This window comes from Arthrobacter sp. EM1, from assembly GCF_029964055.1.
In the GTDB taxonomy this organism is placed as follows: Bacteria; Actinomycetota; Actinomycetes; order Actinomycetales; family Micrococcaceae; genus Arthrobacter.
Map to the genome: position 1 here is coordinate 1,569,897 of NZ_CP124836.1, position 25,298 is coordinate 1,595,194.

The window sequence follows — 25,298 nt, forward strand, 5'->3', positions numbered from 1 at the left end:
TGCCAACAAGGCCTACTGGTGGTTCAGCTCAGCTGAAATTGCCAGTGCGGCTTCACGCAGCAAGGGCACGGCACGTTCCGCGAAGGACTGGTCCACCCGCGATACCGGACCGGACACCGAAATGGCTGCCGGGGTGGGTGAATCAGGAACCGCCATAGCGAAGCAACGAACACCAATTTCCTGTTCTTCCTCATCGATGGAGTAACCACGTTCACGGATCAGCTTCAGCTCAAGGAGCAGGCTCTCCACGTCGCCAATGCTTTTCGGCGTGGCAACGGGCATCCCGCTGCGGTGGACAATCCCGCGGACGGTTTCGTCGTCGAGCTGGGCCAGGATTGCCTTGCCGACGCCGGTGGCATGGGTATGGGCACGGCGGCCCACCTCGGTGAACATCCTCATGGAGTGCAGGGACGGCACCTGTGCCACGTAGATAACCATGTCCGAATCCAGTACCGCCATGTTGGCTGTCTCGCCCAGCCGGTCCACGAGGGACTTCAGTTGCGGCCGGGCGACGGCGCCCAGCTGCTGGTTCGCCGCTTCGCCGAGCCGGATCAGTCGGGGCCCCAATGCGTAGCGGCGGTTGGGCAGCTGCCGGATGTAACCCAGCGTTACGAGCGTGCGCAGCAGGCGGTGAATCGTCGGCAGCGGCAATTCGGTCGAGGACGAGAGCTCGCTCAACGTGACATTTCCGCCGGCGTCGGTAATGAGTTCCAAGAGTTCGAAGACGCGTTCAACGGACTGCACGCCTCCGGGGGCTTTTTCGGCCATAACAGTGGTCTCCTGCTGGATCGGTCCGGCACGTTATATCCACATCGTGAAAATAATTGCTTGAAATCCCTAAGATACAGCACCGCGCTGAGGCCCACCACAACACCACAGGGTTGTATTTCCACTCAGTAGATAATAATATCCATAATACGAAACTTTTTTATTTAGCACAGCAGCCCAGCCCTGGGCCCGAACTGGAGGAACATTCAATGGCGAACCCGAGCCCCGGAAATTCGATCACCCTTCGCGTGGACGCGCCGTCCAGCTTCACCGCCACGAGCGAACTCGCGGCCGCTGTCGGCGCTGCCGGTGCCGCAATTACCGCGCTGGACGTCACAGAGTCCCACCACGAGACGCTCGTGGTCGATGTCACCTGCAACACCACCGACGACGAGCACGCCGGCCGCGTCAAAGACGCGCTGAACGCTCTCGCGGGCGTTACGGTCCGCAACGTCTCGGACCGTACCTTCCTGATGCACCTCGGCGGCAAGCTCGAGGTGGTGCCCAAGGTGGCCCTCCGCAACCGCGACGATCTCTCCCGTGCCTACACGCCGGGAGTGGCGCGCGTTTGCATGGCGATCGCCGAGAACCCCGACGCCGCACGGAACCTCACCGTCAAGCGCAACACAATCGCCGTCGTGACCGACGGGTCCGCCGTCTTGGGCCTGGGCAACATTGGCCCCGCAGCTGCCCTGCCCGTGATGGAAGGCAAAGCGGCGCTGTTCAAGCAGTTCGCCAATGTCGACGCCTGGCCGGTGTGCCTGGACACCCAGGACACCGAGGAAATCATCATGATCGTCAAGGCCCTAGCCCCCGTCTACGGTGGTGTGAACCTTGAAGACATCGCCGCACCGCGTTGCTTCGAGATCGAGAACCGCCTCCGCGAAGAGCTGGACATCCCTGTCTTCCACGACGATCAGCACGGCACCGCCATTGTCACCCTGGCTGCCCTGGTCAACGCGCTGCGGGTGGTGGGCAAAAAGCTCGCCGACGTGCGGATCGTCGTCTCGGGGGTTGGTGCCGCCGGTTCGGCCATCATCCAGCTGCTCAAGGCCCAGGGTGCCCGGCACATCATCGCCGCCGGACGCTCCGGTGCCATCCACTCCGGCCAGGACTACGACGACGAACACCGCAGTTGGATCGCGGCGAACACCAACGAGGAAGGCTTCTCCGGGACACTGCACGAGGCGATTAAGGGCGCCGACGTCTTCATCGGCGTCAGCGCCCCCAACGTGATCGGCGAGGAGCAGGTCGCCTCCATGGCCAAGGATGCGATCGTCTTCGCCATGGCCAACCCGACCCCGGAAATCGACCCGGCCGTCGCGTCCCTTCACGCGGCAGTTGTAGCCACCGGCCGCAGCGACTTCCCGAACCAGATCAACAACGTGCTGGCCTTTCCCGGCTTCTTCCGTGGCCTGCTGGACGCCGGAGCATCGGACATCATCCCGGAGATGCTGGTGGCGGCCGCCGAGGCAATCGCCAACCGTGTGGCCGATGACGAGCTTAATGCCAGCTACATCATCCCCAGTGTCTTTGATCCGCATGTTGCCGCCGACGTAGCGTCCGCGGTCGCCCACGCAGCCCACGCAGCACGCGCAGCTGTCTTCGCAAAAGCCTGATTCACCGTCAAGGAAAGGACCCGGACCATGGCTCTCTCAGTCACTGACCCGCACCCGATTGCACGTGCCGAAGAAATTCTGACCCCGGAGGCGTTGGCCTTTGTGGAGGAACTCCACCTTCGCTTCGCCGGTACCCGTGCCGAACTCCTCGCGGCCCGCGTGGTTAGGCGCGAGCAGGTAGCCCGGACCGGCAAGCTCGACTTCCTGCCCGAGACCCAGGACGTCCGCGCGGGCGACTGGACGGTGGTCCCCGCTCCGGCCGCACTGCAGGACCGGCGTGTGGAAATGACCGGACCCGCCACGCCGGCCAAAATGGCCATCAACGCGCTGAACTCGGGCGCAAAGGTCTGGCTGGCAGATCTTGAGGATGCCAGCACACCCACTTGGGCCAACGTCATAGACGCGATCCTGAACCTGCGGGACGCCGCCGCTGGAACACTGAGCTACATCTCCCCGGAGGGAAAGGAGTACACCCTCCGGACGGACGTACCGCTCGCCGTCGTCGTCGCACGTCCGCGCGGCTGGCACATGGAGGAACGCCACCTTCTTGTTAACGGTCGGCCGGCGGTCGGCGCGCTGGTTGATTTCGGTCTGCACTTCTTCCACGTCGCCAAGCAACTCATCAGCAACGGACAGGGCCCGTACTACTATCTGCCCAAGCTGGAGAGCCACCGTGAAGCGCGGCTCTGGAACGATGTGTTTGTCTTCGCCCAGGACCGGCTCGGCATCCCGCAGGGAACCGTCCGTGCCACGGTGCTGGTCGAGACGATTCCTGCCGCGTTTGAAATGGACGAGATCCTGTTCGAACTCCGCCACCACGCCTCCGGACTCAACGCCGGACGCTGGGACTACCTGTTCAGCATCATCAAGTATTTCCGCGATGCCGGCGAGGAGTTTGTCCTTCCGGACCGTGCCTCGGTGGCCATGACGGCACCGTTTATGCGCGCCTACACGGAACTGCTGGTCAAGACCTGCCACCACCGCGGCGCCTTTGCGATGGGAGGCATGGCTGCGGTGATCCCCAACCGCCGCCATCCTGAGGTTACGGAAGCCGCATTTGCCAAGGTCCGGGCGGACAAAACCCGGGAGGCCAACGATGGCTTCGACGGGTCCTGGGTGGCCCACCCAGATCTGGTGCCGACGTGCCGTGAAGTGTTCGATTCGGTCCTTGGCGACCGTCCCAACCAGCTGGACAAGCTGCGGCCAGAGGTCTCGGTCACTGCGGAACAACTCCTGGACATCGCTTCGGCCGACGGTCAGGTCACCGAGGCCGGCCTGCGCCTAAACCTGTACGTCGCCGTTGCCTACACCGCGGTGTGGATCTCCGGAAACGGTGCTGTGGCCATCCATAACCTTATGGAGGACGCCGCCACGGCGGAGATCTCCCGCTCGCAGGTCTGGCAGCAGATCCGCAACAAATCCGTCCTGGCAGATACCGGCAACACCGTCACGCGGGAACTGGTGGAGCGCATCCTGGGCGAGGAAACGGAGCGGCTCCGTTCCGAGTTCGGCGACGAGGCGTTCCGCCGCTACTACCAGCCCGCCAGCGGGCTGATCGCGGACATCTGCCTCTCCGAGGAATACACGGACTTCCTCACCACCCCCGCCTACGAACTGGTCGGCTGAAAGGTGGCACAGCACCTTTCGCTGACCAGCAGGGACCTGGCCGAGATCGAAGCGCAACTGGTGGCAACGGACCGCCTGCTGGAGCAGAACTACCCGGGCGACGACGGTTCCCGCCAACCGGTGCACACGGTCTACGTTCCCGCAGACCGGTTCACGCCGTCGTTGGCGGCCGAGTGGGGAGCCCAAGCGCTGGCCGCAGCAGAGGCCCACGGCGGCTTGGCCCGCATCGGCGAACTGCTCGGCCAGGATGCCGAACTCGCCAACTCGGTGGCCGCCCGGGTGGAACCCAAACTGGCAGCCGAGCCGATCGAGGACCTGAGGCTGGACTTCGAGGACGGCTACGGGGACCGGGGAGACGACGCTGAGGATGCTGCGGCTGCGGCTGCGGCTTCGGCCGTGGCGGCCGCGGTTGCTGCAGGCACGGCACCGCCGTTCATTGGCATCCGCTTCAAGTGCTTTGAAGCTGCCACCCGAAACCGGGGACTTCGCACGCTGGATCTTTTCGTGGCATCACTTGCGGCCGCCGGCGAACTCCCGGAGGGCCTGATCCTCACACTGCCCAAGGTCACCACAGTGGCCCAGGTGCAGGCTATGGACTATGCCGTCTCCCGGCTTGAGGAGATCCACTCGCTGCCGCACGGGCGGCTCAGGTTTGAAGTGCAGGTGGAAACACCCCAACTCATCCTAGGTCCCGAAGGAACCTCCCCGGTGGCGCAGCTGCCGCACATCGTCCCGGGCCGGATCAGTGCCCTGCACTACGGAACGTACGACTATTCCGCGTCCCTGCAGATCTCTGCCGAGTACCAGTCGATGGAACATCCCGTGGCCGACTTCGCCAAGGAGGTTATGCAGCTGGCTGTCGCCGGTACGGGCATCCGCCTCTCCGACGGCTCGACCAATATCATTCCCGTCGGAGATGGTGTTGAGAATGCCTGGGCGATCCATGGCCGGCTGGTCCGCCGCTCGCTGGAGCGCGGCTACTACCAGGGCTGGGACCTCCATCCCGCCCAGCTGCCCAGCCGTTTTTCAGCGAGCTACGCCTTCTACCGCCAAGGGCTTCCGGCCGCCGCGGCCCGGCTGCGAAACTACGTTGAACAGACCGAAGGCGGCGTGATGGACGAGCCGGCCACCGCCCGGGCACTGGCGGCTTTTGTGCTGCGCGGCGTCCAGTGCGGCGCCGTAGGTGCCGACGAAGTCCAGGCGCTTGCCGGCGTCGGAGTTCCACGGCTGACAGCACTGGCCCACCCCCGGCTGGCCACCACTTCCACCTCCTAAGTAAGGATTCACCTGATGGGCAAGTACTACACACCTGAAGGCGGCTTGCCGCCGCAGACCCACCTCACCACCGAGCGCGCCATCGTCACGGAAGCCTATACGGTCATCCCGAAGGGCGTCCTGACAGACATCGTCACCAGCAACCTGCCGGGCTTTTCGAACACCCGCTCATGGATCATCGCCCGCCCAATCTCCGGGTTCGCTACTACTTTTTCCCAGCTGATCGTGGAGATTGGCCCGGGCGGCGGCGCGCCCAAGGCGGAATTCGAGGCTGGCGTTGAAGGCGTCATCTTCGTCACCAGGGGCAAGGTTAATCTGACGCTTGACGGTGAACTGCACCAGCTCGAAGAAGGCGGGTACGCCTACATTGCTGCCGGCGCGCAGTGGGGCCTGGAGAACGTCTCGGACGAGATCGTCTCCTTCCACTGGATCCGCAAGGCCTACGAGCGGTTGGAAGGCTACGAGGCGAAATCCTTCGTCACCAGTGACCAGGAAGTCGAGCCGCGCGAAATGCCGGATGTTGACGGCGTCTGGAAGACCACACGTTTCGCGGACCCCGGCGATCTGGCACACGATATGCACGTGAACATCGTGACGTTCAAGCCCGGCGGAGTGATCCCGTTCCCGGAAACACACGTGATGGAGCACGGCCTGTACGTCCTGGAGGGCAAGGCCATGTACTTGCTCAACAATGACTGGGTAGAGGTCGAGGCGGGCGACTTTATGTGGCTGCGTGCCTTCTGCCCGCAGGCATGCTACGCCGGCGGCCCCGGCAATTTCCGCTACCTGCTCTACAAGGATGTCAACCGCCAGATCCGCCTGACCTAACCACCCGCGCGTGCGCCCCGGCCCTACTGGGCCGGGGCGTCGCGCTTTAACCGCCACCGGGGTGCTGCGCAGGTTGACGTCGCGGACAACGAAGCCTAAACTTTTCATAAAGCAGAATAAAGATTCCACAAAGCGGAATCTAGAAAATATCAAGACTACCGGTTGTTGCCGGTTCAGAGGGCTAAGGACGAATCCAATGACGTATACCGTGAACTGCTCCATCCTGCTGACGGAACTGCCGCTCCTCGAGCGGCCCGCGGCCGCCAAGGCAGCAGGGTTTGACGCCGTCGAATTCTGGTGGCCGTTTGAGACCTCCGTACCCTCGGACAGCGAGGTGGCCAAGTTTGAGAAGGCCATTACCGACGCCGGCGTCCAGCTCTCGGGGCTGAACTTCAACGCAGGCAACATGCCGGAAGGCGACCGTGGCCTGGTGTCCTGGCCGGCCCGCTCGGCCGAGTTCCTGGACAACATCGACGTCGTCGCGGGCATCGGCGAGCGACTCGGGTGCACAGCGTTCAACGCCCTCTACGGCAACCGCACTGCGGGAGATTCCGCAGAAAAGCAGGACGCCGTAGCCGCCGAGAACCTCGCGACGGCCGCCGCCGGCGTCGCACGGATCGGTGGCACCGTCCTGCTGGAGCCGGTCAGCGGCGCACCGCGCTACCCGCTGCTCACGGCCGCCGACGCCCTGAAGGTGATCGCCAGGGTCAAGGACGAGTCCGGCGCCGATAACGTCAAGCTCCTTGCCGACTTCTACCACCTGGCCGTCAACGGGGACGACGTCGCGGCCGTGATTGAACAGCACGCCAAAGACTTCGGCCACATCCAAATCGCCGACAACCCCGGCCGCGGAGCCCCCGGAACCGGAAACCTTCCGCTCGGCGAATGGATCTCCCGGAGCCGCGAACTCGGCTACACGGGCTACATCGGCCTCGAATACAAAGAACCGGCCAAAGCCGCCTTCAACTGGGCCATCCGCCAGCCTGCTGCGCACTGACCGCGCACCGGCCACCCTACTTCAGCAAAGGAATACAACATGAGCAACGTCACAGTCATCGGTCTCGGCATCATGGGCCTTCCCATGGCCATCAACCTCGTCAAGGCAGGCCACAGCGTCACCGGCTTCAACCGCAGCCAGGACAAGATCGACACGCTGGTCTCCGAGGGCGGCCGGGGTGCAGCGAGCATCGCCGACGCTGTCAGGGACGCGGACGTCGTTATTACGATGGTTCCGGACTCACCTGACGTCGAAAGCGTCGTCTCCGGACCCGAAGGCCTGTTCGCGAACGCGAAGCAGGGCACCCTCTGGATTGATGCCAGCAGCATCCGCCCCGATGTGGCCAAGCGGCTGGCGGACGATGCCAAGGCCGCCGGTATCCGTGCCCTGGACGCCCCGGTGTCAGGCGGCGAGCAGGGCGCCATCACCGCCGCGCTTTCCATTATGGTCGGCGGCGACGCAGCAGACTTCGAAGCAGCACAGGACGTGCTCAACGCTGTGGGAAAGACCATCGTCCACGTAGGCCCGGCCGGCTCCGGGCAGACCGTCAAAGCGGCCAACCAGCTGATCGTCGCCGTCAACATCCAGGTACTGGGCGAAGCCGTAGCCTTCCTTGAGGCCTACGGCGTGGATACTGATGCCGCGCTCAAGGTCCTCGGTGGCGGCCTGGCCGGCTCCAAAGTGCTGGACCAGAAGGGCCAGAAGATGCTGGACCGCGACTTCGCGCCAGGCTTCCGCCTCGCGCTCCACCACAAGGACATGGGTATCGTCACTTCGGCCGCCCGCGAAGCCAACGTCTCGCTCCCGCTCGGCGCCCTCGCCGCTCAGCTCGTCGCAGCCACTGTCAACCAGGGCGACGGCGGCCTCGACCACTCGGGTCTGTTCAAGCAGACCCTCCAGCTCAGCGGCCGCAAGTAACACTGCCGCACCTGAGCCGGACCAGCACACCCAACAGACTTTCAAGGAGAACACCATGACGAAAATGCGCACCGTAGATGCAGCCGTCGCGATCCTGGCAAAGGAGGGCGCCATTGAGGCGTTCGGCCTGCCAGGTGCTGCGATCAACCCCTTTTACTCGGCGATGCGGGAGCACGGCGGCATCCGCCACACCCTTGCCCGGCACGTGGAAGGCGCCTCGCACATGGCCGACGGGTACTCCCGGGCCAAGGACGGGAACATCGGCATCTGCATCGGCACGTCCGGTCCCGCCGGCACCGACATGATCACCGGACTCTACGCGGCGTGGGCGGACTCCATCCCCATGCTCTGCATCACCGGGCAGGCCCCCGTTGCCAAGCTCCACAAGGAAGACTTCCAGGCCGTGGACATCGAATCCATCGCCAAACCCGTCACCAAAATGGCAATGACAGTTCTGGAGCCCGGCCAGATCCCCGGCGCCTTTCAGAAAGCCTTCCAGCTCATGCGCTCCGGCCGCCCCGGCCCGGTGCTGCTGGACCTCCCGTTCGATGTGCAGATGGCCGAGATCGAATTCGACATCGACACCTACGAGCCCCTCCCGGTGGAAAAGCCCAAAGCCAGCCGCAAGCAGTTGGACAAGGCCCTGGACATGCTCACCGCAGCGCAGCACCCCTTGATCGTCGCCGGCGGCGGCGTGATCAACGCTTCGGCCTCGGCACAGCTTGTCGAACTGGCCGAACTGCTCAACGTCCCGGTCATCCCCACCCTGATGGGCTGGGGCAGCATCCCGGACGACCACCGCCTGATGGCCGGCATGGTGGGCCTGCAGACCTCACACCGCTACGGGAACGAGACCATGCTGGCCTCGGACTTTGTGATCGGGATCGGCAACCGCTGGGCCAACCGCCACACCGGCGGACTGGACACCTACACGTCCGGCCGCAAGTTCGTGCACATCGACATCGAACCGACCCAGATCGGCCGCGTCTTCTCCCCGGACCTGGGCATCGCCTCCGACGCCGGCGCGGCATTGGACGGGCTCCTGGAGCTGGCCCGGGAACGCAAAGCCGCCGGCACCTTGCCGGATTACAGCGACTGGGTCGGCGAATGCGTCCTGCGCAAGGGCTCACTGCAGCGCAAAACGCACTTTGAAAATGTCCCGATCAAGCCGCAGCGTGTCTACGAGGAAATGAACAAGTCCTTCGGCAAAGACACCACCTACGTAACCACGATTGGCCTCTCGCAGATCGCCGGTGCCCAGATGCTCCACGTGTTCGGGCCCCGCAAATGGATCAACGCGGGCCAGGCAGGCCCGCTGGGATGGACCGGACCTGCCGCACTCGGTGTGGTCCGCGGCAAGCCGGACGAGACAGTCGTTGCCTTGTCCGGCGACTACGATTTCCAGTTCATGATCGAAGAACTGGCCGTCGGCGCACAATTCAACCTCCCGTACGTGCACGTGGTGGTGAACAACTCGTACTTGGGCCTGATCCGCCAGTCCCAGCGCGGCTTCAAGATGGAGCAGAACGTGTCCCTGGCGTTCGAAAACATCAACTCTCCGGAGACCAAGGGCTATGGCGTGGACCACTTGAAGGTTGCCGAAGGCCTGGGTTGCAAAGCCATCCGGGTGGAAGACCCGAGTGACCTTTCGGCAGCCTTCGACAAGGCCAAGGCGCTGATGAGCGAGTTCAACGTTCCCGTGGTGGTCGAGGTGATCCTGGAAAAGATCACCAACATCTCCATGGGCACCGAGATCAATGCGATCAACGAGTTCGAGGAGGTCGCTGCGCAGGGCGCCGACGCCCCCACGGCCATCATCGCAATGCTTGACTAACACCAGCCGTCTCCCGCGCGCCAACCCGGCGCGTCCGAATCATTGAAAGGAACCCCCGGCATGAGAGTGGTCATAGCACCGGACAAGTTCAAGGGCTCACTGACGGCCCCGGACATCGTTGCCCATCTCACGGCAGGTCTTCGCTCCGTAAAGCGGGCCGCCGGCCAGGTCCTGGACGTGGATGGCATTCCCGTGGCCGACGGCGGCGAAGGTACCCTCGATGCTGCTGTCGGCAGCGGTTTCACCCGCCGTACCGCTATCGTCAGCGGCCCGACGGGCGAGCCGCTGGAAGCCGAATTCGCCGTCCGGGGCCGCGAAGCGATTATCGAAATGGCGACGGCATCAGGACTTGCCGTGTTGCCCGGCGGCATCAGAGATGCGTTGGGATCAACCTCTCTGGGTACCGGGCAGCTGATCCGGGCAGCCTTGGACGCAGGCTGCCGCAAGATCATCCTCGGTGTTGGCGGAAGCGCCAACACCGACGGCGGCGCCGGGGTGCTGCAGGGGCTCGGTGCCCGCTTCATCGATTCGGACGGAAATGAAATTCCGGCCGGCGGGGCTGCCCTGGCCCGGCTGAAATGGATTGATTTCTCCGGGTTCGATACGCGGCTGGAGGAAACACGGTTCGTTCTGGCCAGTGATGTGGACAATCCGCTGCTTGGCCCGGATGGTGCGGCGGCGGTGTTTGGCCCGCAAAAGGGGGCGTCCAGCGAAGACGTCAGAACGCTCGACTCCGCGCTGGGACACTTCGTGGACGTGCTCAGCCATGAGCTGGGGTTCCGGGCACAAAAGGCTGCCGAGGCACCGGGCGCCGGTGCCGCCGGCGGCGTCGGGTATGCCGCCATCGCGGTCCTGGCGGCCTCCCGCCGGCCAGGCATCGATGTCGTCCTTGAATTTACCGACCTCGCCCATCGGCTGGTCGGGGCTGACCTCGTTATCACCGGCGAAGGCAGCCTGGATGAACAAAGCCTGCTCGGCAAAACCCCCATGGGAGTGGCGCGGGCAGCGGCGCTGGCCGGCGTACCGGTCATCGCCGTCTGCGGGCGCACTACATTAACGGCCGGTCAGTTGCGCGCCGCGGGATTCCAGTCCACGTTTGCCCTGACCTCGATTGAAGAGAACGTGGAAAAGTGCATCGCCGAAGCCGGGCGTCTGCTCGAAACGGTCGGCACCACCATCGGCGGCCAACTCGGTCCTGATTCACCCTGGTTCCGGCCCATGGAATCAACGCCCTCGAAGGAGTACCTCAATGCTTGAAGAACGCTATGACTTGGTTGTTCGTGGTCGGCGTGTGTTGACGACGGCGGGGATCGCGGCGCGGGAGGTCGGGATCCGGGGCGGGCGGATCGTGGCGATCGAGCCGTTGGGTAATGCCCTGGCCGGGGCGCAGGTCATAGACCTCGCCGATGACGAGACGATGATCCCGGGCCTGGTCGATACCCATGTCCACGTCAACGAACCGGGCCGCACGGAGTGGGAAGGGTTCGCGTCCGCGACCCGGGCCGCCGCGGCCGGGGGCGTCACGACGATCATCGACATGCCACTGAACTCCGTTCCGCCGACCACCACTGTCGAAGGGTTGAAACTCAAACGTGAAGTCGCCGCGGACCAGGCGTTTGTCGACGTCGGGTTCTGGGGCGGGGCCGTCCCGGGGAACCTGAAAGACCTCCGGGGCCTCCACGACGAGGGCGTCTTCGGGTTCAAGTGTTTCCTGCTCCACTCCGGGGTCGATGAATTCCCGCACCTGGAGGCCGATGAAATGGAAACGGACATGGCCGAGCTGAAATCCTTCGACTCACTCATGATCGTCCACGCCGAAGACTCCCACGCGATCGACCGCGCACCGCACCCGGGCGGGGACCACTACGCGAACTTCCTCTCCTCCCGCCCGCGCGGGGCCGAGAACAAAGCCATCGCCGAAGTCATCGAACGCGCCCGCTGGACCGGAGCCAGGGCCCACATCCTGCACCTGTCCTCCTCGGACGCGCTGCCGATGATCGCCTCGGCCAAACGCGACGGCGTGCACCTGACCGTGGAGACCTGCCCGCACTATTTGACACTGATGGCCGAGGAAATCCCCGACGGCGCCACCGCATACAAATGCTGCCCGCCGATCCGGGAAGCCGCGAACCGGGAACTGCTCTGGAAAGGCCTCCAGGAAGGCACCATCGACTGCATCGTCTCAGACCACTCACCCTCGACCCTGGACCTGAAAGACCTCGAAAACGGCGACTTCGCCGTCGCCTGGGGCGGGGTCTCCTCCCTGCAGCTCGGACTGTCCCTGATCTGGACCGAAGCCCGCCACCGCGGCATCGCCCTGGAACAAGTGATCTCCTGGATGGCCGCCAAACCCGCCGAACTCGCCCGCCTCACCACCAAAGGCCACATCGCCCTCGGCTACGACGCGGACTTCGCCATCTTCGCCCCCGACGAGGCCTACGTCGTAGACGTCACCAAACTCCAGCACAAAAACCCCATCACCCCCTACGACGGCAAAGCACTCTCCGGCGTCGTCCGCAAAACCTACCTCCGCGGCCACCCCATCAACAACCACACCCCCCACGGCACCCTCCTGCGCCGCGGCGGCATCTAAACCCCACCGCCATGTCTGTCCACGCCCATAAAAGCGGTCCTGCGGCACCTGCGGACCGGGGGACCAGCGGGTTGCTGCACGGTCCTGGCCGGAAGAGCATGCCCAGGGGTCTGGCAATCTGGGTTGAATCGACCCGCGCAGATGAGGCAGCCATGGTTCATGCGGCCGAAGTGCTCCTGGCCCGCGTGCTAAGAATTGTTCCGGAGGCGGAAGTACATCATTGGCCCGCCTCCGGAACAGCGCAACCTGAAGCGGTGCCCCCCGAAGGGAGCGACGACGTGGGCCCGGGAGAGGACGATACAGGGCCCCCGCTCCGGGCCGGTGCGCGCCCCCGCACGGTGGCAGTGGACCTCGCCACCGGAACAGTACACGTCGATAACTGGCCTGTGCAGCTGACCGGGGTCGAGTTCAGGCTCTTGCGCTACCTCGTGGAAAACTGCTCGAGGCCGATAGCTCGCAGTGAACTCCGGGAGTTTCTGGAGTCGCTGGATTTCCCGGGGTGCGCCTCGCGATCCATTGACGTCTATGTGGCCCGCGTGCGCCGAAAGCTTGGCGGGGCCCGGTCCACGATTGCCACGGTTCGCGGCGGGGGCTACCAGTTTGTCCCCGGTCCTTACGCCAAAGTGCGCGGACCTGCCGAATACTCCATCTGAATTGTTTCGCCCGGGAAATCCGATTCCCACGACCTGTCAAGGAAGACCATGAACCTGAACCCGACATCCCAGCGAGTCCCCACGAAGCTTCAGCCCGGAACGCCGGCACCGGATTTCAGCTTGACCGACGCCGGCGGCAAGCGTGTCTCGTTGACGGACTACCGCGGCAAAAGTGCCATCGTGTACTTTTACCCGAAGGCAGCGACCCCGGGCTGCACGACCGAGGCGTGCGATTTCCGCGATAGCCTCGCCTCCCTCACGAGTTCCGGATATGCAGTCCTCGGTATCTCTCCGGATTCGCAGGCCGCCTTGGCCGCCTTCGCCGGCGACCAGGGGCTTACCTTCCCGCTGCTTGCCGACGAGGACCATGCTGTGGCCCTGGCCTACGGTGCGTGGGGCGAGAAGCTGGTCAACGGCGAGGTTACGGAGGGCCTGGTCCGCTCCACGGTGGTGGTGGACCCCGAGGGCATCGTCGAACTCGCGCAGTACCAGGTCACCGCCAAGGGCCACGTCGCGCAGCTGAAGGCGGCACTGGGCCTGTAGCCACCGGCCGGCTATCGCTTCGGTATGGCCTCTCCTGCGCCATCAGGCAATCACGCATCGGTCCCGGCCTGACTGCTTGGAGGAGTAGAGGGCGACGTCGGCGTGACAGATCATTTCCTCCGGGGTTGTGGTGTTCCCTGCGTGGCCCGCGAAACCGCCAACGCTGACGGTCAGACGGATGGGGTGACCGTCCTCGAGGAGGCCTGCTTCGGCGACAGCCAGTCGGATCCTCTCGCCCGTTATGGCGAGATCGTCCCGCGTCGCCCCCGGCAAAACAACAATGAATTCTTCGCCGCCAAAACGAAGCAGCACATCGCTCCCGCGCAGGACCTTTCGCGCCGCTTGCACCACGCTGCGCAGCACTCGGTCGCCGACCAGATGCCCGAAGGTATCGTTGACCACCTTGAAATGGTCAATGTCGAACATGAGCACCCCGAGTGACTGGTGGGATCGCCTGGACCGATCGAATTCCTCCTCCAGCCGAACCAGACCTGAGCGTCGATTGAACACGCCTGTCAGTGGATCCAAAGCTGCGATCCGTTGCAGGTCCTCGTGCGTGAGGGCGTTGTTCACGGCCACTGCCAGACCCGGAAGCGAGGCGCCCAACACGGCCCTGGCCGCCGGGGCAGGGTGCTCCGCGAACGCCATCACCAGGACCCCGACTGTGGCCGCGTCGAACAGGACGGGCAGGATGTGTACCTCCTGCGGAGTAAATTCCGTCAGTGCCCCGGCCCTGACGAGGTCTTCGGGCAGCATAAGCACGGCGGGCCGTGCCGTGCCCAAGACACCGAGTACCAACTCTGTACCCGTCAGGTCGATACCGGCTCGCATCCGCAATGATCCGGCCACGTGGAGCGTGCCGTTGCTAACTGTGAGCAGCGCCGCAGCAGCACACGCGGTGTGCACCGACAGCTCATGCAACGCCGCCTCCGCGAGGGCGCCGATTTCCAGGTGGGCAGCGAGGGCTTGCGACACCTTCTTGATCCCATCGGAAACCTGGTGGCTGTCCGACAGGCTGGCGACCAGGCCGTTAAACGACTGGGCCACGTCGCCGAATTCATCGGCTGAGTCCACTGGAATTGCGCAGCCCGCCAGATCGCATCCTGTCCAGTCACCGCTCGCGGCCGCATCGACCAACAGAGCCTCGACAGGAGCCATCCCGGCAACCAGAGAACGCAGCCGACCCCCCACGACCACACGCACTAGGAGATGGTTGATCTCCGCGACAGCGATCCCCGCGGCCACGGTCAGGGCAAAGAAGCCTGGCTGCACGGCCGCCTCGGGTGAGAGTCCGAGCACGATCAGAAGAAATGGGAAGACCAGGCCGATAAGGAGCCCGAAACCCAGCATCCAGATTCTGAGGTCCAGCATGACATTGCCGGAGAGCCGGGGCAGCCACCCGTAATGAGAACCGGCCGGTCTCTTCCGCAGCGGCGCTAGCACTAGAGTGCCCACGGTCTGAGTGGGTTCGCCGTCGTGCGAGAGCACCCGGCACCTTTCATGATCGACCTCATAGCCCCCCCGGCTTTCGGTTGCGACCCGGGCAATCGTGGAGTGTTCCTCGTCAGCGTGCGGGCGGTTCACTGATTATGCTGGAGTGGGTTCAGGGAACAAAATCGCTGCCCCTTCACGGTCGGCGGGTGCGGTGTCCGTGGGCTAAACCTCGGACATCTGTCGAGCACACCCTTTGAGGCGTCGATTCACAATTTGCTCCGGGTGGTGGTGACGGCATCCTCTCAGAGGTTGTTTGGGCCGGCCGCCGTTATGATACTGACGATCTCAGCAAACCCCAGCCGGTGCGCGTTCTCCAAAGCCGTTCGCCCCTGAGGATCCGGGATGTTGGGGTCCGCTCCTGCGGCGAGGAGGTGCCTGACTACGTCCTGCTGCCTGGGGCCGCCGTCGTTGAGCAGGATGGCCTCCTGCAGGGCGGTCCAGCCCAGGTTGTTTACGTGGTTGACGGGAACCCCTGCTGCTGTGAGGATGCGGACGGTCTCCACATGTCCGTGTTCGCTGGCGGGAATCAGGGCTGTCCCGCCGAACCGGTTGGTGCTGGAAACGTCAGCACCGTTGGCGATCGTCAGCAGCAAGACCCCGTTGAATCCTTCTGCCCCGGAGTAGAGGAACGCTGAATCCTGGCGGGAGTCTTTGGCGTTGACGTTGCCCCCGGCCCGGATCAGCTCGGTCACGTGGGCGACGTCGTTGGCCTTGGCAGCCAGGATAAGACGCTGGTCCAGTGATGCCTGCGCCTCGCGGGAACGGGCCGGCGGAGCGGAGGAAGCCGTCGGCGGGGCCACAGGCGGCGGGGCCGCCAGTGGCGGCGGTCGTTGTCCGGGGCTCACCCCGCCCGTCGGTGACGCGGGACGGAGTGGCTCCCCGGTTCCCGGGCCGCAGGCCGCCAGCCCCAGCATCGCTGCGCAGATCAGGACAAGATTCCGGTTCCAGAACATCATGACTTCCTACTTGGCTGTGCCCGGTGCCACACCCGCGATGGCGTCCGCCCCGGCCGCGGCACAGGCCTCGTCGAGCTTGCCGTCGGGAGCACCGCCCACACCGATGCCCGCCACAGAGACCCCGTCGACCTTGAGCGGAACCCCGCCGGCCAAGAAGAGGGTGCCCGGGAGATCAGCGATGCTGGGCCCGTTCCCGTTGATCCGCTTGGACAGCTCGCTGGTGGGCGTTCCGAAAGCCGCTGCGGTATAGGCTTTTTGCCTGGCCGCTTCAATCGTGTGCTCTGCGGCGTTGTCGCCGCGGAGAAGGGCCTGCACGGTTCCGAAGCGGTCGACCAGTGCCACCGTCACGAACGGCAGCTTGTCAGCTTGGCATTTTGCGAGGGCAGCTTGTACGGCAGCAGCCGATGCGCCCACGCTGATGCGGTTCTGGGCAATGACTTTTCCAGGGGACGGCTGGATGTCGGCGGCGGCTACCGCAGCCGGGGCCGGGTTGGGCCCGGCATTGGCGGCAGCCGTCAGCCCTGCGGTGATGAGCAATGCAGCAGCAGCGGCGGCGGTGATCTTCTTGGACGTCTTCACGGGTTCTCCTCGGAGTACGGTAGGGGGGTGGGCCCAAGCCAACGGCCCGGGCCCCAAATCCATTCTTCGGCCTCGCACCGGTGGGGACATCGGGCGTTGGTCTGCCGATTCCTCCCCCATCGGGCCAGGAGTATCAGCCAAAAGGGTGAGGGAGGCCTAACGGCGCGGGACTTAATATGGTGGGGTAGCACTTCATCCACCGGAACCGGACCCTATGCCTTCCTCACCAGCCACTTTGCGGGAACACTCCCGGCACCAACGGGCCACCGCCACGGGCAGCGGCCCGCTGGGCCGAATCGACGTCGTCGTCCATATCGGTTTTGCCGTGCTGGTGGTCGCGTCGGCGGTCCGGTATGCGATGCGGCACAGCCCCGCGGACAACGTGGAGGTCCTGGCACTCGCCACAGCGGTCTGTTCGCTGTACGCCGTGATCGCTGTGCTCTCGCAGCGGAGGCGGCCCTGGGCGGTGTGGATGTTTTTCCTGGCGGGGCTGTGGGCCGTGCTGGTGATCGCAGCGCCGAGCTTTGCCTGGTGCTCCTTCGCCCTGTTCTTCCTGTGCCGCACTGCCTTCACCGGCTGGGTCGCCAACCTCGCTGGCGGCGCGACGGCGGCAGTTACCGCCGTCGGGCTCTTCCGGCTGGGCGGCGGAAACGATGTCGCCATGCTCTTGGGCCCGCTGGCCGTCGGGTTCATGCTGACACTGGTCTATAACCGGATTGAACACGACACTGCGGAGCAACGCCGCCTGAATGAAGCGCTGACGCGGGCACAGGATCAGCTGGCGGCCACCGAGCGGAGGGCGGGCAGCATCGAAGAACGTGCGCGGGTTTCCCGGGAAATCCACGACACCGTGACGCAGGGCCTGGCGAGCAGTCTCCTTCTCCTGGAAGCCGCCAGCCGGTCCTGGCCCAGCCCGGCCGCGTGTGAGGACGTCCGTTCGGCCAGCGGTCTGCTGCGCCAAAACCTGGCCGAAACCCGCAGCCTGGTCCACGAATTAGCTTCCCCCGGGCTGGATACGGCGCCCCTGACGGATGCCGTGTCCAGGGCAGCGTCGCAGTACCTGCCGGGTGTTCGCCTCCTTGTCACCGGTGTGCCCCGTACCGTCACCGCCGCCACCCGGCACGCCCTGCTGCGGGTGGTCCAGAGCGCGACGGCCAACACGGCGCTGCATGCGGCTGCGGCCAACGCAACAGTAACGCTCGGCTTTCTACCGGGCGCTGTCACGCTGGATGTATACGACGACGGCGCGGGCTTCGATCCGTCGTCGCTGGCGCCGCCCTCGGACGCAGGAGGCTATGGCCTGCGCGCCATGCGGCAGCGGGTGGAACAACTCGGCGGCGTGTTCTCGGTGGAAAGCAGCCCCGGCGGCGGGACGGTTGTGGCCGCGGAACTGCCTACCGGGGAGAAACAGTGAACATCATTTCCGTGCTGCTGGTAGATGACCATCTGGTGGTCCGCAGCGGGCTCAAGGCGCTGTTGGGGACGCAGCCCGGCATTGAGGTGGTGGCCGAGGCAGCCTCCGGCGAGGAGGCACTGGTGCTGGTGGAGCGGCACGGTCCGGCCGTGGTGATGATGGATCTCGCCATGGGTGCCGGCATGGACGGCATCGAGGCCATCAAGGCATTGCGGCGCCGCAACAGTCGGCAGGCGATCCTCGTGTTCACCACCTACGACTCTGATGCCGACATCGTCCGCGCCGTGGATGCCGGGGCGATGGGCTACCTGCTTAAGGACGCTTCACCCGAGGAGATATTTGCAGCTGTCCGCGGCGCAGTCCAGGGCAAGAGCGTGATGAGCGCGCCGGTGGCTTCGCGGCTCTTCCAGCAGCTGCGCAACCCGGACGCAATCCTGACCCCGCGCGAGGCCGAACTGCTGAGCCTCCTGACCGAAGGACTCAGCAACCGGGAACTCGGCCAGCGGCTGTTCATCTCCGAGGCCACAGTCAAAACGCATTTGGCACATATCTACGCCAAACTCGGCGTCGAAACCCGGGCAGCGGCTATCGCCACCGCCATCCGCCGGGAGGGCATGCGCTAGGCCGTGCCGAAGCCGGGGCTGAAACGTCCCGCGTTATGGTTTTGATGCGCTTGGAGTCGGTGCACTGGCATAGGGAAAAGTCGGAGGGAACAGTTGGTCCGGAGACCGGCGTTCGCTGTCACGCTCTGAGTATGCTTCGCGCATCTTTGCGAACAGCCGTTGGGCCTCCGCTTTCAGGCCCGGAATATCAATGCCCGGGATGTCGCCGTCCCGCATTACGATGCGCCCTGCGACGACGGAATGAGTGGCCTGCCGTGCTGTTCCGTTCAGCAACAGGGTTCGAATCGGGTCGTCCAGGACTCCGTCCCGGAAGTCGTCAAGAGCGAACGCAACGAGGTCCGCTTGCGCTCCTTCTTCCAGCCTCCCCAGGTCAGGGCGGTCCAGGGCGCGGGCTCCGCCGAGGGTTGCTGCTTCAAAGTAGTGTTCCGCGGGTGCTGCGTCCGGCCTTCGCTCTAGGAGTTTGGCCAGGTGTACACCGGTGTCCATGCCGCGGATGAGATCCGGCGGGAAGGAGTCCGTTCCAAGACACAGGTTGATGCCTGCTGCCCGGAAGGCAGCGAACGAGTCGAGTGCCATGCCGTATCTGAAGGATGTGAGTGGACAGTGGACGATGGAGATATTTGCATCCGCAAGAGTTTGAAGATCACCGGCATCCATACCACCCAGGGCCGGATTCCGGTCCACGAAGATTCCGTGCGGGATGAGTAGGCGCACATCCAGCAGCCCTGTTTTCTGCAAGAGCTGGAGGGGAGTAAGTCCGTGCCAACGCTGCAGCAGTTCCCGTTCCAGAGCCCCTTGAAGGCAGTGCAACCGAACGAGGGCATGCCTTTCTCGGGCGATTTCGGCCGTTGCGCGCAGGAGTTCAGCGGTCAGCGTTTCAATTCTGCACGGTAGGAGAACCCCGGTAATCAGCGGATCGGCCAGATCCTCTGCGTAGTCCAGGAAGCGAACGGCATCGGCGAGCCCGGCCCGCCCCTGGCTCTCGTCGAATGCGACGTCGCGCTGTCCATCGGCCCTGACAATATTTACCCCGGAGCGGAACGCCGGGCCCAAATATCCCCGGAGGCCGAGCTCGCGGGAGGTCTCGGCCATGCCGGCAAGCTCTGCAAAGCTTTCCGCCCAGGCGGAATGGATCTCCGATGCGATGGGCATGTAGGTAGTGATGCCGTGCAGTGCCAACTGCACCAGGGCGTATTTTCGGATGGTCTGGCGCTCCTCTGCGGTGAAAACGTCCGCGCGGCGGCTTCGGAAGTAGTCTTCGGACCATTGCAGACCGGTGGCCCGGTCCGGCGATGCCCACGAGTCGATGAGCAGGTGATCGATGTCTGTCAGGGCGTCCAGATCGATGAGACCCGGCGTGATGAGGGAACGGCCAAGATCATAGTGCTCGTCCGCGGGACCCTCGTAGCCGTGCCCGACATACACAATGCGCGTGTCCTCGTAGACAACGTCACCGTCGCGGATAAGCACGTGGTGACCGTCCTTATGCCCGAGCACAAATGCTGCGCTGAACTTGGTGCGCAAACCAACCTCCAATGTCGATGATGGAGCGGGCACCGCAGGGTGAACCGCACAGATCAAACCATATCGATTTTGGTATACCAATAACAAGGGTTTGGTGAGGTCAGATGGGGCCCGGTCAACCGAACCAGCTAATCGCCGGGCTTCAAACGTGATTTACATCTCGTCCGAACCGGCTTACTATATTTTTGGTATACAAAATAGTTGCGACATAAAACACACATGTACCCCCGACCCAGCAGCCGCCCAGTACGGGTGGAGGGTCTTTCCCAAAGGACAGTTACTCCCATGGCCTCAGAAGCCCAACAAATCAGTCAGACCTCCGCGTCCGTCGCGGACCAGCAGATCACGCGCCGGCACTGGTGGACGGTGGTGACCGTGTCCATGCTCGTCTCGACGGCGGCCGTCCTGATTGGCACGTACAAGTTTCAGCTGGGCCCGGCGCCGGTGGTGCTCTTCCCCATCATTTGGGCCGTTGTCATCGGCGGCATCATCGGAACCCAGCGAATCCGGCGCGTCTCGGGGGCCAGCCGCGCCGTTGCGACGCTTCTGTTGGAGATCGGAATCATCCTTTTCCTCGCCCGGCTGGGCACGCAGATCGGGCCGTCGCTGGCGAAGGTCACTGAGATCGGTCCGGCCATCCTTCTTCAGGAGGTCGGGCACATCTTCGGCACGGTCATCCTCGCCTTGCCGATAGCTGTTGCCATGGGGCTGGGTCGGGTAGCGATCGGGGCTACCTGGTCAATTGACCGCGAGTCGTTTCTTGCCTTCGCCATCCAGCGTTTCGGGGTTCGCTCCGGGGAGTACCGGGGCGTTTTCTCCGTGTGGTTGCTCGGCAGCCTGTTTGGTGCTGTCTTTATCTCCCTGCTCGCAGGTTTCCTGGGCGGGCTGAATATCTTCGATCCGCGTGCGCTGGCCCTCGGGCTGGGGCTCGGCTCGGCGTCGATGATGCTCGGGGGAGTGGGGGCGCTTTCGCTGCTCTACCCGGAACAGGCCGGTGAAATCATGGCGCTGGCCGCATTGTCCAACCTCGTTACGAACATCGTCGGCTTCTATGCGGGGGTCTTCCTGTCCCTGCCGCTGTGCCGGAGGCTGTATGCGTTCTGGAGCCGCCTTTTTGGAAAGGACGACGAAGGCAGGTCCACGCGGGGGACCCGAGGCAAGCCGGCACAGAGCGCAGCGGCGCAGCTTGCCCCTCCAGTGGCAGTGGAGGTGGATCCGGCACTGAAGCTGACTCCGCGGATTACGATTCTCGCCTTCGCCATCGCCGGGGCCTCCGCCCTCGCTATGAACGTCATCGGAACGAAGAGCTTCGCCTGGAACGATCTGGCGGGTGTGGTCGTCCTGTTGCTGCTGACGGGGCTGTCCTTCCGTCTGGCCCGTCTGATGCCCTCGGTGCCGTCCAGTGTGTGGGTGCTGACTCTCACAACGGTACTGTCGGCGCCGTTCCTGCCCACTGCCGGTCTGCTTGCGGCGCTGACCGGACATCTGGACGTCATTCTCATCGGGCTACCTGCGCTGACTTTGATCGGGCTTACGGTCGGGCGGGACATCAAGGCGCTGAAGTCCTTGAGCTGGAAGATCATCGTTGTCGCGCTGGTGACCTACAGTGCATCCTTCATTGCGGCGGCCGCCCTGGGGCAGATTGCCCTCGGCCGGTAACCGGCGCCCTGAGCTCACTTTAGAAATCTGGTATTCCAAAGAATCCTCCTTTACGAACGCCGCACGCATGCGTTCTGCGCGTGAACCTACGGTCCCTAGATCAGGCTAGGCTTGGTATACCAGAATATAGTCAGGAGACGACTGTGAAAAAGATCCCCCGGGCGCCCTGGGAGCGGCCCCGGACACCTGCAGCTTCGAAGATCGCATTGACACTCGTCGCTTTGAGCCTCGTTTCCATTAACCTACGGCCGGCGATTACGACCATCGCCGGATCCATGGGCCAACTGGAACAGGGGCTGGGGATAGCTGCCCCGGCGCTGCCGCTCCTTGCGGCGCTGCCGGTCCTCGCCTTCGGAATGTCCGCCCCGTGCGGACCGTGGCTCGCCCGCCGCCTGGGTGCAGGGACAGCCATCGCTCTTGCGATGCTGTTGCTGGCCTTGGCCCTGGTCGCCCGGGTGCTGGTGCCTGCCCTACTGCTCCCCGGCACCTTTGTGGCCGGCATGGCCATCATGGCAGCCAGCGTGTTGCTGCCCCAGGTCGTCAAGGCCAACCAGGGCAACGGCTGGTGGACGGGGCTGTGCAGCATGGGCTTCGGACTCGGCGCGGCACTGGGGGCAGGGTTGATCCAACCGCTGCAGCACGCTCTGGACGGAAGCCTGAACGGGGCTCTGGCCATCTGGGCTGTACCAGCTGTGCTGGCGGCAATACTGATGCTCCAACACGGTGGGGTGGCCACCGGACCTGCCGGTACGCTGGCCGCCATTCCACCTTCAAATGCTTTCAGCTCCGGCAGCTCAAGGGCCGGTGCGGAGCGGCTACTCCCTGCCGCCCGCGCACTGCGGAGCCAGGGAACTGCCTGGGCGGTGACAGCATTCTTTGGTCTCCAGGCGATGCTCTACTTCGCGGTCACTTCATGGCTGACAGTCTTCCTGGTGTCGAAGGGCCTCACCGCCGGCGACGCTGCGGCGCATCTTGCGTGGTTCAGCGTGGCCGGCCTTCCCGCCAGCCTGCTGGCACCCGTGCTGGCCAGCCGGCCGGCTGTTCTCAAGATCATGGCGCCCGGTTTGGGGATGTTTGTGGCCGCCGCGCTGCTCGGGGTGCTGGCCGGCCCGGCTGAGTTTCAGTTCCTCTTGATAGGTGTCCTGGGAGTTGTCCAGAGCGCCGGACTCGGGCTTGGACTTGCGCTCGTGGTGCTCCGCTCCACGGGGCCCCAAACCGCGGGGAGTCTTTCGGCGATGAGCCAGGGGCTCGGGTTCGCCCTGGCCTCCCTTGGACCTGTGCTGGCCGCCCTGATTCATGATGTGACCGGCGGCTGGGAAGCTGCGTTCTGGGCCTTGGCGGGAGTGGCCATGCTGCTGTCCCTGGCGGGATACTTCTCGGTGAGCGGGCGAATCGTGTCTGCGGACGAAAGCACGGTGTTCACCGGCGAGACCCGGCCGGCCGGCGTCGGAAGCTGACCCCCACACAAAAAAGTGGCAGGTCCCTTAGAAAGGAACCTGCCACTTTATTGCGGGCCTAGGGAAGTAGTTGCAGTTGGTCTGCCACAACGCGGCCGCGGTGGATCACGGTTCGGTCGGTGCCCCGGTCCATGACCGCGGAGGCGACCGTCTCGCCGTCGACCAGCAGCAGCTCGGCCGGATCGCCGACGTCAAGGCAGGGCCGGTGCGCGGTGCCGTTGAGCCGGATGGCGGCCGGGTCCAGCACGCTGGCGCCGCCCACCGTAGCGATGGCCAGGCAGTGTTCGATCAACTCGTCCCTGCGGAAACCATGGGTGAACGCGAGCTGCCAGGTGCGGTCCAGCATGTCTGTATTGCCGTAGGGGGACCAGTAATCGCGCTGCCCGTCCTCGCCCAGGCCCACGCGGACACCGGCCTCCGCCAGCAGCGGGAGCGGGAGCTGCCCGGATGCCGCCGGGGCCACGGATGCCATGGAGATGTCAAGCTCCGCGAACTCCTCGACGAGCCGGTGTGTGGTGGCCTCGGAGACGCTGCCCAGCTGGTAGGCGTGGGACATGGTGACCTTGCCCTGCATCCCGAGGGCCCGGGTTCGCTCCATCACCAGGTCCGTGCTGAAGACGCCCAGCTCGCCCGGTTCGTGGAGGTGGATGTCGATGGGAACCTGGTACTTCTCGGCCAGGCCAAAGACGATGTCCAGGTGCCGGACGGGATCCCGGTCCAGGCTGCATGGATCAATGCCACCCATCACGTTGGCCCCGGCCCGGAGGGCCTGCTCCATCAGCGGCACGGTGCCGTCCTCGAGAAGGAGACCGGCCTGCGGGAAGGCGATGATGTCGACGTCGGCCTGGTCCTCGAAGTGTTCCTTAGCCGCCAGGACCGCTTCGAAGCGTTCCAGCCGGCAGTCCACATCGACCTGGGCGTAGGAGCGGACCCTGGTTGTGCCGCGCGCGATCATCCGGCCCAGCGTGTTGTTGACGCGTTCCTGGAGGGGGACCTCGGCGTCGCGCCAGTTTTTCCGGTCGTTCATCATCATGGTCCAAACGCCGGGGCCTCCGGTGTGCTCGCGGAACGGCAGGCCGATGCGGGTCGAGTCCAGGTGGACATGGACGTCGGAGAAGGACGGGAGCAGCAGCCGGCCGCGGCCTTCGACGACGGTGGCCGCCTCTTGGAGGGCCCCTGGCGGGTCCGTCGGGGTGTGCGCGGGGTTATGCGGCTCGATGCCGGCGATTTTCCCATCTTTGAGCAGGATGTCGCTCAGCGCTTGCCCCCAGGGACGGGCGGCGCGGATCAGGGTAGTCAATGTAGTGCTCCTTATTGTTGGGTCTATTGCACACCGGCGGGGGTGGCGGCGGCCAGCCCCGCCGGTGTGGCAGGCCGGGGCGGCCGGGCCGGCCGGTGAGGGAATGTCGCTGATGCACACCTGCTGCCGGCTTTCGTGCAGTGCGTCGAACAGTGGGCAGCGGGTGCGGAAGACGCAGCCGCTGGGCGGGTTTGACGGTGACGGAAGATCTCCGCGGAGCCTGATCTTCACTTGCTGCCGGGCTGCCCGTGGATCGGGCAACGGCACCGCTGAGAGCAGCGCCTGGGTGTAGGGGTGCCGGGTACGGATGCCGGGTGTCGTGGAAGATCTCATCCACCGGTCCCGACTCGACGCATTGGCCCCCGGCAGCGACGGCGGGTTGGCCGCCGGGGGACAGGGGGCCGCTGGCGCCGGCGCTGTCGCCAGGCAACGTCCTCGCAGCAGTTGGTGTGGCACCGGACTGAAGCTGGGTCATTGGGAACGCTCGATTCAGGTCCGCGGAGCAGGCTCCATTGTTTTGTATACCAAACATAGATTAGAGCACCATTTGTGCGATGTAAATCACCTTTCGATATTATTTGGAATACCAGCCTTGATGCGGCCCATACTCCGCGGCACACCGGGATACGTGTCCATTC

21 protein-coding genes and 1 pseudogene are annotated in these 25,298 nt (G+C 64.7%); 15 read left to right on the top strand and 7 right to left on the bottom strand.

The features are described from left to right. Positions 1-12 precede the first annotated feature (12 nt). Positions 13-768 (bottom strand): IclR family transcriptional regulator, encoded by a 756-nt coding sequence (locus QI450_RS07195; RefSeq protein ID WP_226776516.1) that lies wholly within the window; start codon positions 766-768, stop codon positions 13-15. Positions 769-977: 209 nt separating this feature from the next. On the opposite strand from QI450_RS07195, the gene QI450_RS07200 reads away from it, so the two are divergent. From QI450_RS07200 to bcp, 11 genes are all read left to right on the top strand, one after another. Then, positions 978-2,387: an NAD-dependent malic enzyme gene (locus QI450_RS07200; RefSeq protein ID WP_226776515.1), complete on the top strand. Its 1,410-nt coding sequence runs from the start codon at positions 978-980 to the stop codon at positions 2,385-2,387. Between the two features lie 27 nt (positions 2,388-2,414). Next, a complete protein-coding gene (aceB, locus tag QI450_RS07205; RefSeq protein ID WP_226776514.1) occupies positions 2,415-4,013 on the top strand; it encodes a malate synthase A in 1,599 nt (532 codons plus the stop codon). 3 nt (positions 4,014-4,016) lie between these two features. Beyond that, on the top strand, positions 4,017-5,288 hold the full coding sequence (locus tag QI450_RS07210; RefSeq protein ID WP_226776513.1) for an aldolase: 1,272 nt from the start codon (positions 4,017-4,019) through the stop codon (positions 5,286-5,288). A gap of 15 nt (positions 5,289-5,303) precedes the next feature. Then, the gene (locus QI450_RS07215) at positions 5,304-6,116 is read left to right on the top strand and encodes a bifunctional allantoicase/(S)-ureidoglycine aminohydrolase (protein WP_226776512.1); all 813 of its coding nucleotides are present in this window, start codon (positions 5,304-5,306) and stop codon (positions 6,114-6,116) included. A 196-nt stretch (positions 6,117-6,312) separates the two neighbouring features. Next, on the top strand, positions 6,313-7,113 hold the full coding sequence (locus QI450_RS07220; protein ID WP_226776511.1) for a TIM barrel protein: 801 nt from the start codon (positions 6,313-6,315) through the stop codon (positions 7,111-7,113). A 39-nt stretch (positions 7,114-7,152) separates the two neighbouring features. Then, the gene (locus QI450_RS07225; RefSeq protein ID WP_226776510.1) at positions 7,153-8,031 is read left to right on the top strand and encodes a 2-hydroxy-3-oxopropionate reductase; all 879 of its coding nucleotides are present in this window, start codon (positions 7,153-7,155) and stop codon (positions 8,029-8,031) included. A gap of 55 nt (positions 8,032-8,086) precedes the next feature. After that, positions 8,087-9,865, top strand: a complete 1,779-nt coding sequence (gcl, locus tag QI450_RS07230; protein WP_226776509.1) for a glyoxylate carboligase — start codon at positions 8,087-8,089, stop codon at positions 9,863-9,865. A 60-nt stretch (positions 9,866-9,925) separates the two neighbouring features. After that, on the top strand, positions 9,926-11,122 hold the full coding sequence (locus QI450_RS07235; RefSeq protein ID WP_226776508.1) for a glycerate kinase: 1,197 nt from the start codon (positions 9,926-9,928) through the stop codon (positions 11,120-11,122). Continuing rightward, on the top strand, positions 11,115-12,458 hold the full coding sequence (gene allB / locus QI450_RS07240; protein ID WP_226776507.1) for an allantoinase AllB: 1,344 nt from the start codon (positions 11,115-11,117) through the stop codon (positions 12,456-12,458). The genes QI450_RS07235 and allB overlap by 8 nt, the downstream gene beginning before the upstream one ends. A gap of 254 nt (positions 12,459-12,712) precedes the next feature. Further along, positions 12,713-13,111: a winged helix-turn-helix domain-containing protein gene (locus QI450_RS18105; RefSeq protein ID WP_309485723.1), complete on the top strand. Its 399-nt coding sequence runs from the start codon at positions 12,713-12,715 to the stop codon at positions 13,109-13,111. A gap of 48 nt (positions 13,112-13,159) precedes the next feature. Continuing rightward, entirely contained in the window at positions 13,160-13,654 is a 495-nt protein-coding gene (bcp, locus tag QI450_RS07250) for a thioredoxin-dependent thiol peroxidase (protein ID WP_226776505.1), read from the top strand. A 42-nt stretch (positions 13,655-13,696) separates the two neighbouring features. Here the strand turns inward: bcp and QI450_RS07255 are convergent, their stop codons facing one another. The 3 genes from QI450_RS07255 to QI450_RS07265 all read right to left on the bottom strand — a co-directional run bounded on the left by QI450_RS07255 (position 13,697) and on the right by QI450_RS07265 (position 16,683). Further along, on the bottom strand, positions 13,697-15,025 hold the full coding sequence (locus QI450_RS07255; protein WP_226776504.1) for a GGDEF domain-containing protein: 1,329 nt from the start codon (positions 15,023-15,025) through the stop codon (positions 13,697-13,699). A gap of 365 nt (positions 15,026-15,390) precedes the next feature. Beyond that, complete coding sequence (locus QI450_RS07260) at positions 15,391-16,104, bottom strand: ankyrin repeat domain-containing protein (RefSeq protein ID WP_226776503.1); 714 nt, start codon at positions 16,102-16,104, stop codon at positions 15,391-15,393. Between the two features lie 6 nt (positions 16,105-16,110). Further along, a complete protein-coding gene (locus QI450_RS07265; protein WP_226776502.1) occupies positions 16,111-16,683 on the bottom strand; it encodes a heme-binding protein in 573 nt (190 codons plus the stop codon). Positions 16,684-16,897: 214 nt separating this feature from the next. On the opposite strand from QI450_RS07265, the gene QI450_RS07270 reads away from it, so the two are divergent. Beyond that, positions 16,898-18,097, top strand: coding sequence for a histidine kinase (locus QI450_RS07270; RefSeq protein ID WP_226776501.1), 1,200 nt, complete (start codon positions 16,898-16,900; stop codon positions 18,095-18,097). Beyond that, positions 18,094-18,720 carry a response regulator transcription factor gene (locus tag QI450_RS07275; protein ID WP_226776500.1) on the top strand — a complete coding sequence of 209 codons (627 nt, stop codon included), beginning with the start codon at positions 18,094-18,096 and terminating at the stop codon, positions 18,718-18,720. The genes QI450_RS07270 and QI450_RS07275 overlap by 4 nt, the downstream gene beginning before the upstream one ends. 33 nt (positions 18,721-18,753) lie before the next feature. Here QI450_RS07275 and QI450_RS07280 read toward each other — a convergent pair whose 3' ends face one another. Continuing rightward, a complete protein-coding gene (locus QI450_RS07280; RefSeq protein WP_226776499.1) occupies positions 18,754-20,244 on the bottom strand; it encodes a chlorohydrolase family protein in 1,491 nt (496 codons plus the stop codon). Between the two features lie 285 nt (positions 20,245-20,529). Here QI450_RS07280 and QI450_RS07285 point away from each other — a divergent pair, with 285 nt between their 5' ends. After that, entirely contained in the window at positions 20,530-21,903 is a 1,374-nt protein-coding gene (locus tag QI450_RS07285) for a DUF3100 domain-containing protein (RefSeq protein WP_226776498.1), read from the top strand. 143 nt (positions 21,904-22,046) lie between these two features. Beyond that, positions 22,047-23,360, top strand: coding sequence for an MFS transporter (locus QI450_RS07290; protein ID WP_226776497.1), 1,314 nt, complete (start codon positions 22,047-22,049; stop codon positions 23,358-23,360). Positions 23,361-23,418: 58 nt separating this feature from the next. Here QI450_RS07290 and QI450_RS07295 read toward each other — a convergent pair whose 3' ends face one another. Next, positions 23,419-24,660, bottom strand: coding sequence for an amidohydrolase family protein (locus tag QI450_RS07295; RefSeq protein ID WP_282468167.1), 1,242 nt, complete (start codon positions 24,658-24,660; stop codon positions 23,419-23,421). A gap of 207 nt (positions 24,661-24,867) precedes the next feature. Then, positions 24,868-24,993, bottom strand: a pseudogene (locus QI450_RS07300) (hypothetical protein); the annotation flags it as partial. Positions 24,994-25,298 lie beyond the last annotated feature (305 nt).